The following is a 15,470-nucleotide window of genomic DNA, read 5'->3' on the forward strand; positions in this document are numbered from 1 at the left end:
AAGGAACCCATGGATACCAACGCACAGCCGCTTTCCCGTACGCCGCTTTATGACCTGCATGTCGAACTCGGCGCGCGGATGGTGCCGTTCGCCGGCTACGAAATGCCGGTGCAGTACCCGACCGGCGTGCTGAAGGAGCATACCCACACCCGTTCCCTTGCCGGGCTGTTCGACGTCTCGCACATGGGGCAGGTGCGGCTGTCGGGCGATGCCGCGGCCGCCGCGCTGGAGTCGCTGGTGCCGGTCGACGTGATCGACCTTCCGGTCGGCCTGCAACGCTATGCGCTGTTCACCAACGAGCAGGGCGGCATCCTGGACGACCTGATGGTGTCGAATGCCGGCGACCACCTGTTCCTGGTCGTAAACGCGGCATGCAAGGCGCAGGATCTCGCGCACCTGCACCGCCATCTCGACGCCCGCTGCAAGGTCGAAGAGCTGGCGGACCGCGCGTTGCTCGCGCTGCAGGGCCCGGCGGCGGCGGCGGTGATGGCGCGGCTCGCCCCCGAGACCGCGAAGATGGTGTTCATGAACACCGGTGTCGTCACGCTGGCCGGCGCGGATTGCATGATCAGCCGTTCCGGTTACACCGGCGAGGATGGGTTCGAGATCTCCGTCCCCGCGGACCGGGCGGAAGCGCTGGCACGGCTGCTGCTGGCGCAGCCGGAAGTGGCGCCGATCGGCCTTGGGGCGCGCGATTCGCTGCGGCTGGAGGCCGGCCTCTGCCTGTATGGGCACGACATGGATACGGCCACGACGCCGGTGGAAGCCAGCCTCGGCTGGGCGCTGTCAAAGGTGCGGCGTGCCGATGGTGCGCGTGCCGGCGGCTATCCCGGCGCCGACGTCATCCTCGGCCAGCTCGCCGGCGGGGTGCAGCGCAAGCGGGTCGGCCTGCTGGTCAAGGACAGAATGCCGGTGCGGGAGGGCGCGGAACTGGTTGACGCCGAAGGCCGACCGGCCGGCCGGGTAACCAGCGGCGGTTTCGGCCCGACCGTAGGCGTGCCGGTGGCAATGGGCTACGTGCCGTCCGCGCTGGCGGCGCCGGGCACGGCATTGCAGGCGATCGTGCGGGGCAAGCCCGTTGCGGTCGAGGTGGCGAAGACGCCGTTCACGCCGCAACGCTACCACCGCGGTTGAGGAAGCGATGAGCGAGCTGAAAACGGACAAGCCGGTCGAGCCGCGCCCGGTCAAGGCCGGCGAGAAGCTGCGCGGCGCGGAAAAGATGGCGCGCATCCCGATCAAGATCGCGCCGACCGAGCCTTCGCAATACCTGCGCAAGCCGAAATGGATCCGGGCCGAGTTCACCGGCACCAGGGAGGTGCAGCGTCTCAAGGCGGTGCTGCGGGAGAACAAGCTGCATACCGTGTGCGAGGAGGCGAACTGCCCCAACCTGGGCGAGTGCTTCCGCAGCGGCACCGCGACCTTCATGATCATGGGCGATATCTGCACCCGCCGCTGTCCGTTCTGCGACGTCGGGCACGGCAGGCCGAATCCGCTCGACCAGGAGGAGCCGCACAACCTGGCACGGACGATCCAGGCCATGGGACTGCGCTACGTGGTGATCACATCGGTCGACAGGGATGACCTGCGCGACGGCGGCGCCGCGCATTTTGCCGCGTGCATCGCGGAGACGCGCCGGCTCAGCCCCGCGATCACCATCGAGGTGCTCACGCCCGACTTTCGGGGGCGGGTGGAAACCGCGCTGGCGATCCTGCGCGAGACGCCGCCGGACGTGTTCAATCACAACCTGGAGACCGTGCCCCGGCTGTACCGCCAGGCGCGTCCGGGCGCGGACTACCAGGTCTCCCTCGACCTGCTGCGGCGATTCAAGCAGTTGCATCCCGCCGTGCCGACCAAGTCGGGCCTGATGCTCGGCCTTGGGGAGACGCTGGAGGAGGTCGAGGCGGTGATGCACGACATGCGCGCCCACCACATCGACATGCTGACGCTGGGGCAGTATCTGCAGCCGAGCGCCCATCATCTTCCGGTGCAGCGCTATGTCACGCCCGAGGAGTTCGATGCGCTGCGCCTGACGGGCGAGAAGATGGGTTTCCGGCATGTCGCGTCAGGGCCGCTGGTCCGATCGTCCTACCATGCCGACTTGCAGGCCAGGGGGGAATTCGGCGGATAGCACGGGGGCGCTATACCTCTCGCCGACATAGCGCAGGCCGTTTCCCTTATGCACTAGTTGCGTTGATGCACCGTCCTTGCGCTTGCTCAATTATTTCCGGCGCGAAATCGATAAGATTGCTACTGGGAAAAGACCTTTGGTGCCTCCCTCCCGTTTCCAACTTACTCATTTCGCGATCATGAAAAAGTCTGTCGAGTCACATCAGATCATCGAAGAGCTCGTTGCGGCAATGTTGGGCGACCATGCAACGGCACGGGAAAGGCATATGCTCCGCGAGAGCCTGCGCGGGCTGGTAAGGCTGGCCAAGATAGAGCAGGTAATGGAGATCAAGGCCAGCGTCCAGAAGCTGGCCGGCGCCCTCGAGTCGCAGTCGGCGCGGCGCCGGGCAAAAGCCATCCTGATCGCACAACGCTTGCCCGGCCTGCTCGAGCAGGCGCAGCAGGAGTTTGAGTTCAAGCACTGAGCAACCCGGGCGCGGGCTGGCCAGGCCCGCCTGCCGCAAGAGATCGCTCCCCTGCCGCGCATCGGCGGTTGTACAATCGCCGCCGACTACAGTCTGGCATCCTCCAATGAAAGTTTACAACCTGGGCTGCGTCCACGGCCACCGTTTCGAGGGCTGGTTCGCGTCGGAAGACGACAGCCGCACCCAGCTGGCGCAGCAGGCGATCGCCTGTCCCGTCTGTGAAAGCACCGAGGTCGACCGATTGCCGTCGGCGCCGCGGCTCAACCTGGGCCAGGGCGAGGTCGTGCCCGATCCGGCGGCAATGCAGGCGCAGCTCCTTGAACGCCTGCATGCGGCAGCGGCGAAGGCCGAGGATGTCGGCGACCGCTTCGCCGAGGAGGCGCGCCGTATCCACCGGGAAGAGATCCCGGAACGGGCAATACGTGGCACCGCTTCGCCCGGAGAATATGCGGCGCTGGTGGAAGAAGGCGTCGAGGTGATGGCCCTGCCGCCCTCCGTGCTGCCGAAGACCACGCTGCACTGAACGTTCGCGCGCCGTAGCGCTCCTTATTCAATTCACTACCTTTCCCGACATTCCGCTGTATAATCGTTTTAGAACGGTCGTGCTTTTTGAGCCGGGACATTAGGAGACAGCATGGATTTGAACTACACGGCGGAGGATTTGGCCTTCCGCGACACCGTTCGCGCCTTCCTGGATGCGAACTTGCCAAAAGACCTGCAGCAGAAAGTCCTCAACCACAAGCGTCTGTCGAAGGAAGACTTCGTCCGCTGGCACAAGATCGTCGCCAAGCAGGGCTGGGTCGGCACCGGCTGGCCGGTCGAATACGGCGGCACGGGCTGGAGCGCCGTGCAGCGCCATATCTGGGAAGAAGAGTGCGCCGCCGCGGGCACGCCCGCAATCCTGCCGTTCGGCGTCAACATGGTGGCGCCGGTCATCATGGCCTTCGGTAATGAAGCGCAGAAGAAGCACTACCTCCCGCGCATCCTGAACTGCGACGACTGGTGGTGCCAGGGCTACTCCGAGCCCGGCGCCGGCTCCGATCTGGCTTCGCTCAAGACCCGGGCGGAGCGCCAGGGCGACCACTACATCGTCAACGGCCAGAAGACCTGGACCACGCTCGGCCAGCACGCCGACATGATCTTCTGCCTGGTGCGCACCGACCCCAACGTCCGCAAGCAGGAGGGCATCTCCTTCCTGCTGATCGACATGAAGACCCCGGGCATCACTGTGCGCCCGATCATCATGCTCGACGAGGAGCACGAGGTGAACGAGGTCTTCTTCGACAACGTCAAGGTGCCGGTGGAGAACCTGATCGGCGAGGAGAACAAGGGCTGGACCTACGCCAAGTACCTGCTCGGCCATGAGCGTACCAACATTGCCGCGGTCGGCCGCGCCAAGCGCGAGCTGCAGTTCCTGAAGCGCCTGGCCGCGAAACAGATGAAGAACGGCAAGCCGCTGCTCGACGACCCGATGTATTCGGCCAAGGTCGCCAGCCTCGAGATCGAGATCATGGCGCTGGAGGTGACGGTGCTGCGCGTGCTGTCCGCCGAGCAGTCCAAGCGCGGCCCGGGCCCGGAAGCGTCCATGCTGAAGGTGAAGGGCACGGAGATCCAGCAGGCGCTGACCGAACTGATGGTGGAAGCCGTCGGCCCCTATGCGATGCCTTTCGATCCGGCCTACCTGGAAGGCGAGCAGGACCAGAGCATCACCGGCGACAACGATGCCGCGCCGCTGGCACCGTACTACTTCAATTTCCGGAAGACCTCGATCTACGGCGGTTCGAACGAGATTCAGAAAAACATCATCTCCCAGATGATCCTGGGACTGTGAGGCGACGATGGACTTCAACTACACTCCGGAACAGCAACAATTCCGCGATGCGCTGCGTCGCTTCATCGACAAGGACTACGGCTTCGAGCATCGCAACAAGATCATCCATTCGGATGCGGGCATCTCGGATGCGGCATGGGGCACCCTGGTAGAACTTGGCATGACGGCGCTGCCGGTGCCGGAAGAACAGGGCGGCTTCAATGGCTCCGCCGTCGACATGATGGTCGTGATGCAGGAACTGGGCCGCGGCTTGGTCGTCGAGCCGTATTTCGCGACGGTGCTTGGCGCGCAATTCCTCAAGCTCGCGGGCGGCCAGGAGGCGCTGCTGGAGCAGGTTGCCGGCGGCGAACTGAAGCTGGCCGTGGCGCTCGGCGAAAAGCAGGCGCGCCATGAACTGTTCGACATCGTCACCACGGCGAAACAGGATGGCGACGGCTTCGTGCTGAACGGCACCAAGACCGTCGTGATCCATGGCGCCCAGGCAGGCAGGCTGATCGTCTCTGCGCGTACCGCCGGCGGCCAGCGCGACCTCGACGGCATCTCGCTGTTCCTGGTCGACGGTGATGCCGGCGGCGTCACCCGCCGCGACTACCGCACCATCGATGGACTGCGCGCGGCCGACATCCGCTTCGACAACGTCAGGGTCGCCGGTACCGGGCTGCTGGGCACGGCAGGCGCAGGCTGGAACATCCTCGACGCCGCCGCCGACTACGGCGTGGCCCTGCTGTGCGCCGAAGCCGTCGGCGCGATGGACGCACTCAATGCCGCCACGCTGGAATACCTGAAGACCCGCCAGCAGTTCGGGGTGCCGATCGGGAAATTCCAGGCACTGCAGCACCGGATGGCAGAGATGTTCATGCAGGCCGAGCAGGCGCGTTCGATGGCGACGCTGGCGGCGGTCAAGGTCGCCTCCGCCGATGCCGAGGAACGCCGTCGCGCGGCATCCGCGGCCAAGGCGCGGGTCGGACAGGCGGCACGCTTCGTCGGCCAGCAGGCCGTGCAGCTGCACGGCGGCATGGGCGTGACCAACGAACTGCCGGCGGCGCACCTGTTCAAGCGCCTGACGATGATCGAGCTCACGCTCGGGGACACCGACCACCACCTCGCCCGCTTTGCCGCCCAGCCGGGCTTCCGCAAAGCGGCCTGACCCGGGAGCGCGACATGCCGCAGATCAAATGGTACTTCGAGGATTTTGAGGTAGGCCGCACGGTTGCGTCAGGGTCGCGTACGGTGTCCGAAGAGGAGATCGTCGAGTTTGCCACGCGTTTCGACCCGCAGCCTTTTCATGTGGATCGCGACGCGGCGGCGAAGTCGATCTACGGCGGCGTCATTGCCAGCGGGTGGCATACCTGCGGCATGATGATGCGGGTGATGGTCGACGGCTTCCTGAAGGAGTCGTCGAGCATGGGATCCCCCGGCGTGGACGAGGTCCGCTGGCTCAAGCCGGTGCGGCCCGGCGATACGCTGGAGATCACCAACACCGTGCTGGAAACGCGGCCTTCGACCAGCAAGCCCGATCGCGGCGTGGTGGTCACGCTGTGGGAGGCCAAGAACCAGCACGGCGAACTGGTGGCGACCATCAAGGGCATGGGCATGTTCGGACGCCGCCCGAAGTAGATCGCCGCAAACTGCACAACTACTACACGGAGACAGCATGCGCCAGATCGCATCAGTGGAGGAACTCAGGAGCCTGGTCGGACAGGAGGTCGCAGTCACGGAATGGTTCGACGTTTCGCAGGAACGGGTCAACCTGTTTGCGGAAGCCACCGGCGACCACCAGTGGATACACCTGGACGTCGAGCGCTGCAAGGCGGAGTCGCCCTACCGCACGACCATCGCGCACGGCTTCCTGACGCTGTCGCTGCTGCCGGTGCTGATGCAGCAGGCAGTATCGATGCCGCCGTCCAAGCTGAGCGTGAACTATGGCCTCAACAAGGTGCGTTTTCCGGCGCCGGTGCCGGTAGGCAGCCGGGTGCGGGCACGCGTGGTGCCGCTGGAGGTCGAGGACATTCCGGGCGGGTACCAGATGACCTGGAAGGTGACGATCGAACGGGAGGGCGGCGACAAGCCGGTCTGCATCGCCGAGTCGATCTCGCGACGCTACGAATGAAGAAACGGCCGCTGATGCGGCCGTTTTTTGTTGGGGGTGCTTCGGGGCTCAGCGCTTCTGGTACTGGGTATTGCCGAACAGGTTCTCCCTGGCCTTGTCGTCGACCAGCGGCTTGCGCGCATCGGCAAGGACCGCGACGCCGCGCTGCACCGCCGGACGGGCGTCGATCTCGTCGAACCAGCGCTTCGCATGCGGATAGTCGGCCCAGTCGATTCCCTGGTTCTTCCAGGAGCGCAGCCAGGGGAAGGTCGCCATGTCGGCAATCGTGTACTCGTCGCCGGCGAGATAGGCGCTCTTCGACAGCTGCTGGTCGATCACCCCGTACAGCCGCTTCGCTTCGTTGGTGTAGCGCTTGACGGCGTACTCGATCTGTTCCGGCGCGTAGATGCGGAAATGATGCGCCTGCCCGAGCATCGGGCCGACGCCGCCCATCTGGAAAATCAGCCATTGCAGCGTCACGAACTTCTCCCGGTCGGTATTGCCGAGGAACCTGCCGGCCTTGCCGGCAAGGTAGACCAGGATGGCGCCGCTTTCGAACAGCGCAATCGGCTGGCCGTCGGGCCCGTCGGGATCGACGATCGCGGGAATCTTGTTGTTCGGCGAGATCTTCAGGAAGTCCGGCTCGAACTGGTCGCCGTTGCCGATGTTGACCTGGTGGACGCGGTAGGGAAAGCCGCATTCCTCCAGCATGATGTGAACCTTGTGGCCATTGGGGGTGGGCCAGGAATAGACGTCGATCATTCTTGTTCTCCCGCGGTTTTTGACGTAACGCCGCATGATTATGCAGCGCTTAGCCAAACTCCGCAGGAGAACGGACTACGGGCGATCGCAGGGACGACCGGTCACGAGCGCGTGACGGGCAGCTCCAGGTCCTTCTTGGGGATGGCCATGTGCTTGGCCAGCTCCAGCTTGGCGATCGCATTGCGGTGCACCTCGTCCGGACCGTCGGCGATGCGTAGCGTGCGGTTGCCCGCCCACTGGCCGGCCAGCGGGAAGTCGTCGCAGACGCCGCCGGCGCCATAGGCCTGGATCGCCCAGTCCAGCACCTGCTGCGTGACGTTCGGGGCCAGCACCTTGATCATCGCGATCTCGGCCTTCGCATGCTTGTTGCCGACCGTGTCCATCATGTACGCCGCCTTCAGCGTCAGCAGGCGGGCGGTGTCGATGTGAATGCGCGACTCGGCGATGCGCTCGTGCCAGATGCTCTGTTCCGACACCCGCTTGCCGAAGGCGACGCGGTCGTTCAGGCGCTTGCACATCAGCTCCAGCGCGCGCTCGGCAACACCGATGGCGCGCATGCAGTGGTGGATGCGACCCGGCCCGAGGCGACCCTGGGCGATCTCGAAGCCGCGGCCTTCGCCGAGCAGGATGTTGGAAGCCGGCACCCGTACGTTTTCGAACAGGATCTCGCAGTGGCCGTGCGGCGCGTCGTCATAGCCGAACACCGGCAGCGGTCGCTTGATGGTCACGCCGGGCGCGTCGCGCGGCACCAGGATCATCGACTGCTGCGAATGGCGCGGCGCATTCGGGTCGGTCTTGCCCATCAGGATGAAGACCTTGCAGCGCGGGTCGCCGGCACCGGAGATCCACCACTTGTGGCCGTTGATCACGTAATGGTCGCCGTCGCGCTCGATGCGGGTGGCGATGTTGGTGGCGTCGGAGGAGGCGACCGCCGGCTCGGTCATCGCGAACGCCGACCGGATCTCGCCGCGCAGCAGCGGTTCCAGCCATTCGCGCTTGTGTTCTTCGGTGCCGTAGCGCTCGATGGTCTCCATGTTGCCGGTGTCCGGCGCCGAGCAGTTGAACACTTCCGGCGCCCAGGGCACCCGGCCCATGATCTCGCACAGCGGCGCGTAATCCAGGTTGGACAGGCCTTCCGGTGCGCGTACCGACTTGGGCAGGAACAGGTTCCACAGTCCGGCAGCGCGTGCCTTCGGCTTCAGCTCCTCGATCAGCCTGGTGGGGATCCAGCGGTTGCCGTTCTCGCGGCCGTTGCGGTCCACTTCCTCGTCGAATGCCTTCTCGTTCGGATAGATGTGCTCATCCATGAACTTGATCAGTCGCTCCTGCAGCTCCTTGCAGCGGTCCGAATATTCGAATTCCATGTCGTCTCCTTGTCGGTGTGTGTGTTTTCTGTTCAGCGCGTGTTGGCGCCGGACGCGTATTGCCATCCCATCTCGGCCATCGGACGCGCCGCCTTGCCGGCCTTGAGTGCCTGTTCGCTCGAGGCGGTGCCGTCCACGTAGCGTTTCATGATGCCCTGCAGGATGCCGGCCATCCGGAACATGTTGTAGGCCAGGTAGAAGGTGAAGTCTTCCTTGCGAATGGTCTTGCCGGTGCGTTCGCAGTACTTCGCGATGTATGCCTCTTCCGAAGGAATGCCGAGCGCGGCCAGATCGAGGCCGCCGATGCCGCGGAACTGCCCCGGCGGGATATGCCAGCTCATGCAGTGGTAGGAGAAGTCCGCCAGCGGATGGCCGAGCGTGGACAGCTCCCAGTCGAGGACCGCCAGCACGCGCGGCTCGGTCGGATGGAAGATCATGTTGTCGAGGCGGTAGTCGCCGTGCACGATGCTGGTCTCGTCGCCTGCCGGGATATGCTGCGGCAGCCACTCGATCAGCTTGTCCATCGCCTCGATCTTTTCGGTTTCCGAGGCCTTGTACTGCTTGGTCCAGCGATCGATCTGGCGCGCGAAATAATTGCCCGGCTTGCCGTAGTCGGCCAGCCCGATCGCCGCGTAGTCGGTGGTGTGCAGGGCGGCGATGACGCGGTTCATTTCGTCGTAGTGGGCGGCGCGGTCAGCCGGGGACATGCCGGGCATCGACTGGTCCCACAGGACGCGGCCGGCAACGAATTCCATGATGTAGAAGGCGCGGCCGATGATGGTTTCGTCCGTGCACAACGCATACTGCCGGGCAGCCGGGAAGCCCGCCTTGTTGAGCGCGTCCATCACCCGGAATTCGCGTTCGATCGCATGCGCGGAAGGCAGCAGCTTGGCCGCCGGTCCGGGCTTGGTGCGCAAAACGTAGCTCTTGCCGCCGGCTGTCAGCTTGAAGGTGGGATTGGACTGGCCCCCGTTGAACTGCTCGACCTGGAGATCGCCGGCAAAACCGTCGACATGCTCGCGCATGTATGCCTGCATCGCGTCGAGGTCGAACTTCTGGCGCTCCGACACCGGCCGCGTGCCCATGAATTCTTCGAACATCCTGTCTCCTTTGCCGATGGTTGAATAGTTGTCGGGGCATTCTACCGCATAAAATCGTACGGTCGTGCGTTTCTGGCCGGCTCAGGTGCGGCGCGCCTTCATGTACTGCTCCAGCAGCACTTCCATGGTGGTGTGCCGCGACTCCCCCTGGAGTTCCGACAGCGGGGAATAGTTCACCATCCGCACCACCCAGTCGGCGTGGTCGTCGCCGACATCGATCGCATTGATGCAGCCCGCGGTCTGCGCCAGGTTGCCGAGGAACAGACGCTGGTTGGTCAACGCGTACGAGAGGATCGCCCTGTTGACGCCGCCGTGCAGCACCAGCAGCACCGTGTCCCAGTCGCGTTCATTGCGCAGCCTGTCGATGCAGGGATGGACCCGGTCCATCAGCTCGCCGACGGATTCGCCGCCGAGGAACTGGCGGTGTTCCGGCACCAGCCCGTCGAAGGCGCCGACGAAGGCTTCCTTGAGCATGTCGTCCGGAATCGCGGAGAGCTTCCCGCCGCGCAGCTCCACCAGGTCGCTCCAGCGTTCCATCTCGATCTGCTGGCCGGTCTCCGCGAGCACCCGGGTCGCCGTCTCGACGGTGCGCGGCAGGCCCGAGATGATGACGCGGTCGAAACGGAGGCCGGCCTGCGCGAACACCTTGCCCGCAGCCGTCGCCTGCTCGCGCCCGAGCTCGTTCAAGGGCACCTGTTCCGGAAGGTAGGGCTTTCCCTCGTTGTCGAAGTAGGTGACGCTGCCATGCCGCATCAGGTAGATGCGGCGCCGTTTGTGTTCGCTCATTTGTACTGTGGCTTTCTCTTTTCAAGGAACGCGGCGATGCCTTCCTGCGCATCGCGATGATGCAGGCTCTCGACGAAATGCCGCTTCTCCGATTCGAAATGCTGGGAGAGCGTGTTGACCTGCGCTTCATGCGTCAGCGACTTGATGCGCTCCAGCGCGTTGGGCGATTGTGCCGCCAGTTCGTCGGCCCATGCCAGCGCCGCGTCGATTGCGCCGCCGTCGGTTACCAGGCGATTGATTACGCCGAGCTCATGCAGCCGGCGCGCCTCCTGCGGCTTGCCGTCGAGCAGAATCTCGGCCGCCAGCTGGCGGGGCAGGGCGCGCGTGATGAACCAGGAGCCGCCGCCGTCCGGGGTGAGGCCCACCTTGACGTAGGCCATCACGAACCTGGCGGCTGCGCCGGCCACGATCAGGTCGCAGGCGAGGGCAAGCGAAAAGCCGGCGCCGGCGGCCACGCCTTCCACGGCGGCGATAACGGGCTTAGGGCAATCGCGGATCGCCTCGATCCAGCCGTGCAGCCGGTCGATGGATTCGGCCTGCACCGATGGATCCTTGCTGCGGTTTTCCAGCAGCCTGTTCAGGTTGCCGCCGGAGCAGAAGAACCCGTCGGCTCCCGTAAGCACGACCGCCCTGATCGAATCGTCGCGCTCGGCCGTCGACAGCGTCTCGATCGCGGCGGCGTACATGTCGGGATGGAGCGCGTTGCGCGCGCCCGGGTTGGAGATGGTAAGGATCAGCGTATTGTCACGGCGCGAGGCCTGAAGTTCTGCAGACATGGTGTGGAGTCTTGTCTCTTGGGCGGCGCTTTGCCCCGCCTGGCTTGTTCGGAATGGGATGGTCGGTGCCGCCCCTATTATTGCCGAAATGCGGAAAGCCGGTCGGGCTCGCCGCGAGCGCAGCGCACTACCTTCGGTTAAGCTTTCCGCTGCCGACAACAACAACTGAAGGAGATGAAATGCTGAAACTCTGCGGCTTTGCCGTCAGCAACTACTACAACAAGGTCAAGTTCGCCCTGCTTGAGAAGGGTGTCGCATTCGAGGAAGAGCTGGTCTGGACCGACCGTTCGCCGGAACTGATCGCGCGCTCGCCGCTGGGCAAGGTGCCGTTTTTCGAAATGGAGCAGGGCAGGCTCTGCGAATCGCAGGTGATGATGGAGTACATCGAAGCCGCGTATCCCGAAAAGCCGCTGCTGCCGGCCGACCCGTTCGCCGCGGCCAAGGTGCGCGAGCTGATCACCTTCATGGAGCTGCACCTGGAACTGGTGGCACGCGAACTCTATCCGGAGGCGTTTTTCGGCGGCAAGGTGTCGGACGAAGTGAAGGAGCGCGCGCGCAAACTGCTGGTGCGAAATGCGGAAGCTTTCGGCCGGCTCGCGGCGTTCTCACCCTACGTCGCCGGCGACACTTTCACGATGGCCGACTGCGCTGCGCTGGTCCACCTGCCGCTGGTCGGCATGGCGTCCAAGGCGATCTATGGCGAGGATGTGCTGGCCGGCCTGCCGGTGCGCGAGTACACGAAGATGATAGGCGAGCGGCCAGCCGCGCAGAAGGTCAACGCCGACCGCAAGGCCAACCAGGAGTTGATGAAGACCCGGGGCAAATAGCCTCAGAGCCTTGCCAGCCGCTCCAGCGCGGCATGCAGTGTTTCGTCCTTCTTGGCGAAGCAGAAGCGCACTGTGCGCGACTCGCGCGGCTGGTTGTAGAAGGCGGAAACCGGGATCGCGGCAACGCCGATCTCGGCCGTCAGCCATTTTGCGAATTCGGTTTCCGCGAGGTCCGAGATGCCGCTGTAGTCGACGCACTGAAAATAGGTGCCGTCCGCCGGCAGCAGGCGAAACCGCGTCGATGCCAGCCCGGACCGGAACAGGTCGCGCTTGCGCTGGTAGAACGCCGGGAGGTCGAGATAGGGCGCCGGGTCCTGCATGTAGCGCGCCAGCCCATGCTGAACCGGTGTGTTGACGGTGAAGACGTTGAACTGGTGGACCTTGCGGAATTCCGCCATCAGCGCCGCGGGCGCGACAACGTAGCCGACCTTCCAGCCGGTGACATGGTAGGTCTTGCCGAAGCTGGATACGACGAACGCGCGCGACGCCAGTTCCGGGTAGCGACTGACCGATTCATGGCGCACGCCCTCGAACACCATGTGCTCGTACACCTCGTCGGAGACGATCAGGATGCCGGTGCCGCGCACGATGTCGGAGAGCGCTCGCATATCCTGCTCGCGCAGGATCGATCCGGTCGGATTGTGCGGGCTGTTGATCATCAGCAGGCGCGTCTTCGGCGTCACTGCCGCGGCCACTTTCTGCCACGGCACCGTATAGCCTTCGGGTCCCCGTTCCATCTGCACGAATACCGGCTTGCCGCCCGCGAGTTCGATCGCCGGCACGTAGCTGTCGTACACCGGTTCGATCACCAGCACCTCGTCGCCGGGATGCACGCTGCACAGGATGGCGGTTAGCAGCGCCTGCGTCGCGCCGGCCGTGACCGTGACCTCTGTCGCCGGTTCATAGGCATGCCCGTACAGCTGACCGACCTTGGCCGCAATCGCCTCGCGCAGCGCAGGCACGCCGGTCATCGGCGGGTACTGGTTGTGGCCGTCCTGCATGGCGGCGCTCACCGCATTCACCAGGGCAGGGTCGCAGTTGAAGTCGGGGAAGCCCTGGCCGAGGTTGACCGCGCCTTTTTCAGCGGCGAGCGCCGACATCACGGTGAAGATGGTGGTGCCGACGTTCGGCAGTCGGGACTGGACGGCAAGGGGGGCGGCGCTCATCGGTGCGTTCATCAGCGGGTCAGGAGAGGTTGCGGGAACAGGCATTCTAGCGAAGCGCCAGCCATTTTTCCGGCGTCAGGATGGCAAACAGGCCTTCCCGCGCCGTGCGCCTTGCCAGCTTCAGCAGCGCCTTGTCCTTGGTGATGAGCACCTGTGCGCCGGCGTCGCGCGCAATTTCCAGGAATTTCTGGTCGTCCGGGTCGCTGCACACCGGCAGTCGCGTCTCCCGCGGCGCCATCAGATCCTCCGGCCCGACGCACCGGATCATCGCGTCGAATTCCGCAATGGCGGCGGGGCGCGACGACGCGTCCAGCGGCAGGTGGCGATATTCCAGCACCTTCAGCCATTCCGTGCGGCAGTCGGCCCGCGTGACCGCATGGACGGTCCCATCCGCCAGCGCCGCCTTCAGCACGGCCCAGCGCGGATCGTGAAAGACGAACAGGTCGAGGCAGACGTTGGTGTCGATCACTATCCTATTCTGTATCATTGCGGCAATTCTTCATCTGTTCCATCGTTTTCATGCTGATTGTTCTTTCCCCCGCCAAGACCCTCGACTACGACAGCCCCGCACCGGAAGCAAAGCCCACCCAAGCTGCCTTCATTGCGCATTCGGCGGAGCTGATCGAGACCTTGAAGCGCCTGTCGCCGGCGGAAATCGGCTCCCTGATGTCGATCTCCGACAGCCTGGCCGTCCTCAACGCCGATCGTTTCGCCTCTTGGTCGCCCCGGTTCACGTCCCGCAATTCCCGCCCGGCGGTCTTCGCCTTCAACGGCGACGTCTACGAAGGTCTCGATGCACGGACGCTGACGTCGAAGCAGCTCGACTACGCCCAGGCGCACCTGCGCATTCTATCCGGGCTGTACGGGGTACTGCGTCCGCTGGACCTGATGCAGCCCTACCGGCTCGAGATGGGCACGCGCCTTGGTAACCCGCGCGGAAAGGACCTCTACGCATTCTGGGGAACGCTGGTGACCGACGCGCTGAACGCCGAGCTGTCGGCCCGGAAGGCCAAGGTGCTGGTCAACCTCGCTTCGGAAGAGTATTTCAAGGTCGTCAAGCCCCGCCTGCTGGCCGCGCCGGTGATCACGCCGGTGTTCGAGGACTGGAAGGGCGGCAGGTACAAAATCATCTCGTTCCATGCCAAGCGGGCGCGCGGGCTGATGGCCCGCTATGCCGCGCGCAAGGGAATCACCCAGCCGGAGAAACTGAAGGCATTCGACAGCGAAGGCTATGCGTTCGAAGCTTCGGCATCGAGCGATACGACCTGGGTGTTCCGCAGGCGGATCGAGGGACAATAAGGACGCCCATGCAAAAACAGCCTGCGTCTGCAGGCTGTTTTCTTTGCGTCACCAGAATTTCCACCACGCCGACTTTTCCCTGCGTCCGCCGGTGAAGAATTCGCTGTTGGGGAAGGTGGCGCGCAGTACGCGTTCGGCGTCCTTGCTCAGCTCGGGCATGCCCATCGCGTCGTAGGACTTCATCATGATGTACAGCGCCTCCTCGATGGCCGGCGCGTCGCGGTACTCGCTCACCGCATACTGGGCGCGGTTCGCCGCGGCCACGTAGGCTCCCCGACGGTAGTAGTAATTGGCGACGTGCACCTGGTGCTGGGCGAGCGCGTTGACGAGGTACTTCATCCGTGCGATCGCGTCCGGCGTGTAGGCGCTGGCCGGGAAGCGTTCCGCCAGCTGGCGGAAGGATTCGAACGCGTCATGCGCCGCCTTGGGGTCGCGCTCGCTCGGGTCCTGCCGGCCGAGGAAGTCGAACAGGCCGCCGCGGTCGTTGAAATTGATCAGTCCGCGCAGGTAGTACATGTAATCCACGTGCGGGTGGTTGGGATGCAGCTTGATGAAGCGGTCCGCCGCGGCAAGTGCCTCGGGTTGTTCGCCCTGGCGATAGTGGGCGTAGGCGATTTCCATCTGCGCCTGCTGCGCATAGGTGCCGAACGGGTAGCGTGACTCCAGCTTCTCGAAATGCTGGATCGCTTTTTCGTAATTGCCCGAGGCTAATTCGTCGCGCGCCTCCGAGTATAATCTCGAGGCCGACCAGTCCCTGGTCTCGTCGATCTTTTCCGGCAGGAATCCGCAGCTGGAGAGGACCAAGGCGAGGGCGATGGCGGCAGACTTCAACGATCTTTTTTGCATGGCGTTTGCGGGAGCACTTCTGGTCAAGGCAAC

18 protein-coding genes are annotated in these 15,470 nt (G+C 64.6%); 10 read left to right on the top strand and 8 right to left on the bottom strand.

Annotated features, from left to right (window positions below; all coding sequences use genetic code 11):
• The first annotated feature begins 9 nt into the window (after nt 1-9).
• The 8 genes from gcvT (at nt 10) to VIM12_RS20050 (ending at nt 6,532) form a co-directional block, all read left to right on the top strand.
• Nucleotides 10-1,134, top strand: a complete 1,125-nt coding sequence (gene gcvT, locus VIM12_RS20015; RefSeq protein WP_331944040.1) for a glycine cleavage system aminomethyltransferase GcvT — start codon at nt 10-12, stop codon at nt 1,132-1,134.
• Between the two features lie 7 nt (nt 1,135-1,141).
• On the top strand, nt 1,142-2,128 hold the full coding sequence (lipA, locus tag VIM12_RS20020; protein ID WP_331944042.1) for a lipoyl synthase: 987 nt from the start codon (nt 1,142-1,144) through the stop codon (nt 2,126-2,128).
• A gap of 178 nt (nt 2,129-2,306) precedes the next feature.
• Nucleotides 2,307-2,591, top strand: a complete 285-nt coding sequence (locus VIM12_RS20025; protein ID WP_331944044.1) for a hypothetical protein — start codon at nt 2,307-2,309, stop codon at nt 2,589-2,591.
• A gap of 106 nt (nt 2,592-2,697) precedes the next feature.
• Nucleotides 2,698-3,114 carry a DUF1178 family protein gene (locus VIM12_RS20030; protein WP_331944046.1) on the top strand — a complete coding sequence of 139 codons (417 nt, stop codon included), beginning with the start codon at nt 2,698-2,700 and terminating at the stop codon, nt 3,112-3,114.
• 111 nt (nt 3,115-3,225) lie between these two features.
• On the top strand, nt 3,226-4,422 hold the full coding sequence (locus VIM12_RS20035; protein WP_331944048.1) for an acyl-CoA dehydrogenase family protein: 1,197 nt from the start codon (nt 3,226-3,228) through the stop codon (nt 4,420-4,422).
• A 7-nt stretch (nt 4,423-4,429) separates the two neighbouring features.
• The gene (locus VIM12_RS20040) at nt 4,430-5,569 is read left to right on the top strand and encodes an acyl-CoA dehydrogenase family protein (RefSeq protein ID WP_331944050.1); all 1,140 of its coding nucleotides are present in this window, start codon (nt 4,430-4,432) and stop codon (nt 5,567-5,569) included.
• Nucleotides 5,570-5,583: 14 nt separating this feature from the next.
• Nucleotides 5,584-6,039 (top strand): MaoC family dehydratase, encoded by a 456-nt coding sequence (locus VIM12_RS20045; protein ID WP_331944052.1) that lies wholly within the window; start codon nt 5,584-5,586, stop codon nt 6,037-6,039.
• Between the two features lie 37 nt (nt 6,040-6,076).
• Nucleotides 6,077-6,532: a MaoC family dehydratase gene (locus VIM12_RS20050; RefSeq protein ID WP_331944054.1), complete on the top strand. Its 456-nt coding sequence runs from the start codon at nt 6,077-6,079 to the stop codon at nt 6,530-6,532.
• 48 nt (nt 6,533-6,580) lie between these two features.
• Here VIM12_RS20050 and VIM12_RS20055 read toward each other — a convergent pair whose 3' ends face one another.
• The 5 genes from VIM12_RS20055 to VIM12_RS20075 all read right to left on the bottom strand — a co-directional run bounded on the left by VIM12_RS20055 (nt 6,581) and on the right by VIM12_RS20075 (nt 11,299).
• Nucleotides 6,581-7,273, bottom strand: coding sequence for a glutathione binding-like protein (locus VIM12_RS20055; protein WP_331944056.1), 693 nt, complete (start codon nt 7,271-7,273; stop codon nt 6,581-6,583).
• A gap of 101 nt (nt 7,274-7,374) precedes the next feature.
• Nucleotides 7,375-8,637 carry an acyl-CoA dehydrogenase family protein gene (locus VIM12_RS20060; RefSeq protein WP_331944058.1) on the bottom strand — a complete coding sequence of 421 codons (1,263 nt, stop codon included), beginning with the start codon at nt 8,635-8,637 and terminating at the stop codon, nt 7,375-7,377.
• 32 nt (nt 8,638-8,669) lie between these two features.
• Entirely contained in the window at nt 8,670-9,737 is a 1,068-nt protein-coding gene (locus VIM12_RS20065) for a phosphotransferase family protein (RefSeq protein ID WP_331944060.1), read from the bottom strand.
• 81 nt (nt 9,738-9,818) lie between these two features.
• On the bottom strand, nt 9,819-10,523 hold the full coding sequence (locus VIM12_RS20070; RefSeq protein WP_331944062.1) for a histidine phosphatase family protein: 705 nt from the start codon (nt 10,521-10,523) through the stop codon (nt 9,819-9,821).
• Nucleotides 10,520-11,299 carry an oxepin-CoA hydrolase, alternative type gene (locus VIM12_RS20075; RefSeq protein ID WP_331944064.1) on the bottom strand — a complete coding sequence of 260 codons (780 nt, stop codon included), beginning with the start codon at nt 11,297-11,299 and terminating at the stop codon, nt 10,520-10,522. Before VIM12_RS20075 ends, VIM12_RS20070 begins: the two co-directional genes overlap by 4 nt.
• A 179-nt stretch (nt 11,300-11,478) precedes the next feature.
• On the opposite strand from VIM12_RS20075, the gene VIM12_RS20080 reads away from it, so the two are divergent.
• The gene (locus VIM12_RS20080; RefSeq protein WP_331944066.1) at nt 11,479-12,126 is read left to right on the top strand and encodes a glutathione S-transferase; all 648 of its coding nucleotides are present in this window, start codon (nt 11,479-11,481) and stop codon (nt 12,124-12,126) included.
• A 2-nt stretch (nt 12,127-12,128) separates the two neighbouring features.
• On the opposite strand, the gene VIM12_RS20085 is transcribed toward VIM12_RS20080, so the two are convergent.
• Together VIM12_RS20085 and VIM12_RS20090 are read right to left on the bottom strand one after the other, a co-directional pair.
• Nucleotides 12,129-13,304: a pyridoxal phosphate-dependent aminotransferase gene (locus VIM12_RS20085; protein WP_331944068.1), complete on the bottom strand. Its 1,176-nt coding sequence runs from the start codon at nt 13,302-13,304 to the stop codon at nt 12,129-12,131.
• A gap of 34 nt (nt 13,305-13,338) precedes the next feature.
• Complete coding sequence (locus VIM12_RS20090) at nt 13,339-13,779, bottom strand: putative toxin-antitoxin system toxin component, PIN family (protein WP_331944070.1); 441 nt, start codon at nt 13,777-13,779, stop codon at nt 13,339-13,341.
• A 32-nt stretch (nt 13,780-13,811) separates the two neighbouring features.
• Here VIM12_RS20090 and yaaA point away from each other — a divergent pair, with 32 nt between their 5' ends.
• Nucleotides 13,812-14,591, top strand: coding sequence for a peroxide stress protein YaaA (yaaA, locus tag VIM12_RS20095; RefSeq protein ID WP_331944072.1), 780 nt, complete (start codon nt 13,812-13,814; stop codon nt 14,589-14,591).
• Between the two features lie 48 nt (nt 14,592-14,639).
• Here yaaA and VIM12_RS20100 read toward each other — a convergent pair whose 3' ends face one another.
• On the bottom strand, nt 14,640-15,437 hold the full coding sequence (locus VIM12_RS20100; RefSeq protein WP_331944074.1) for an outer membrane protein assembly factor BamD: 798 nt from the start codon (nt 15,435-15,437) through the stop codon (nt 14,640-14,642).
• Nucleotides 15,438-15,470 lie beyond the last annotated feature (33 nt).

This window comes from Noviherbaspirillum sp., assembly GCF_036563305.1.
Classification (GTDB): Bacteria; Pseudomonadota; Gammaproteobacteria; order Burkholderiales; family Burkholderiaceae_D; genus Noviherbaspirillum.

Excerpts from the sequence above, each read along its gene's own strand:
- VIM12_RS20040 (WP_331944050.1), top strand. The coding sequence starts at position 4,430 with ATGGACTTCAACTACACTCCGGAACAGCAACAATTCCGCGATGCGCTG.
- gcvT (WP_331944040.1), top strand. The coding sequence starts at position 10 with ATGGATACCAACGCACAGCCGCTTTCCCGTACGCCGCTTTATGACCTG.
- VIM12_RS20090 (WP_331944070.1), bottom strand. The coding sequence starts at position 13,779 with ATGATACAGAATAGGATAGTGATCGACACCAACGTCTGCCTCGACCTG.
- VIM12_RS20080 (WP_331944066.1), top strand. The coding sequence starts at position 11,479 with ATGCTGAAACTCTGCGGCTTTGCCGTCAGCAACTACTACAACAAGGTC.
- VIM12_RS20025 (WP_331944044.1), top strand. The coding sequence starts at position 2,307 with ATGAAAAAGTCTGTCGAGTCACATCAGATCATCGAAGAGCTCGTTGCG.
- yaaA (WP_331944072.1), top strand. The coding sequence starts at position 13,812 with ATGCTGATTGTTCTTTCCCCCGCCAAGACCCTCGACTACGACAGCCCC.
- VIM12_RS20060 (WP_331944058.1), bottom strand. The coding sequence starts at position 8,637 with ATGGAATTCGAATATTCGGACCGCTGCAAGGAGCTGCAGGAGCGACTG.
- VIM12_RS20075 (WP_331944064.1), bottom strand. The coding sequence starts at position 11,299 with ATGTCTGCAGAACTTCAGGCCTCGCGCCGTGACAATACGCTGATCCTT.
- VIM12_RS20035 (WP_331944048.1), top strand. The coding sequence starts at position 3,226 with ATGGATTTGAACTACACGGCGGAGGATTTGGCCTTCCGCGACACCGTT.
- VIM12_RS20070 (WP_331944062.1), bottom strand. The coding sequence starts at position 10,523 with ATGAGCGAACACAAACGGCGCCGCATCTACCTGATGCGGCATGGCAGC.
- VIM12_RS20085 (WP_331944068.1), bottom strand. The coding sequence starts at position 13,304 with ATGAACGCACCGATGAGCGCCGCCCCCCTTGCCGTCCAGTCCCGACTG.
- lipA (WP_331944042.1), top strand. The coding sequence starts at position 1,142 with ATGAGCGAGCTGAAAACGGACAAGCCGGTCGAGCCGCGCCCGGTCAAG.
- VIM12_RS20055 (WP_331944056.1), bottom strand. The coding sequence starts at position 7,273 with ATGATCGACGTCTATTCCTGGCCCACCCCCAATGGCCACAAGGTTCAC.
- VIM12_RS20045 (WP_331944052.1), top strand. The coding sequence starts at position 5,584 with ATGCCGCAGATCAAATGGTACTTCGAGGATTTTGAGGTAGGCCGCACG.
- VIM12_RS20030 (WP_331944046.1), top strand. The coding sequence starts at position 2,698 with ATGAAAGTTTACAACCTGGGCTGCGTCCACGGCCACCGTTTCGAGGGC.
- VIM12_RS20100 (WP_331944074.1), bottom strand. The coding sequence starts at position 15,437 with ATGCAAAAAAGATCGTTGAAGTCTGCCGCCATCGCCCTCGCCTTGGTC.
- VIM12_RS20065 (WP_331944060.1), bottom strand. The coding sequence starts at position 9,737 with ATGTTCGAAGAATTCATGGGCACGCGGCCGGTGTCGGAGCGCCAGAAG.
- VIM12_RS20050 (WP_331944054.1), top strand. The coding sequence starts at position 6,077 with ATGCGCCAGATCGCATCAGTGGAGGAACTCAGGAGCCTGGTCGGACAG.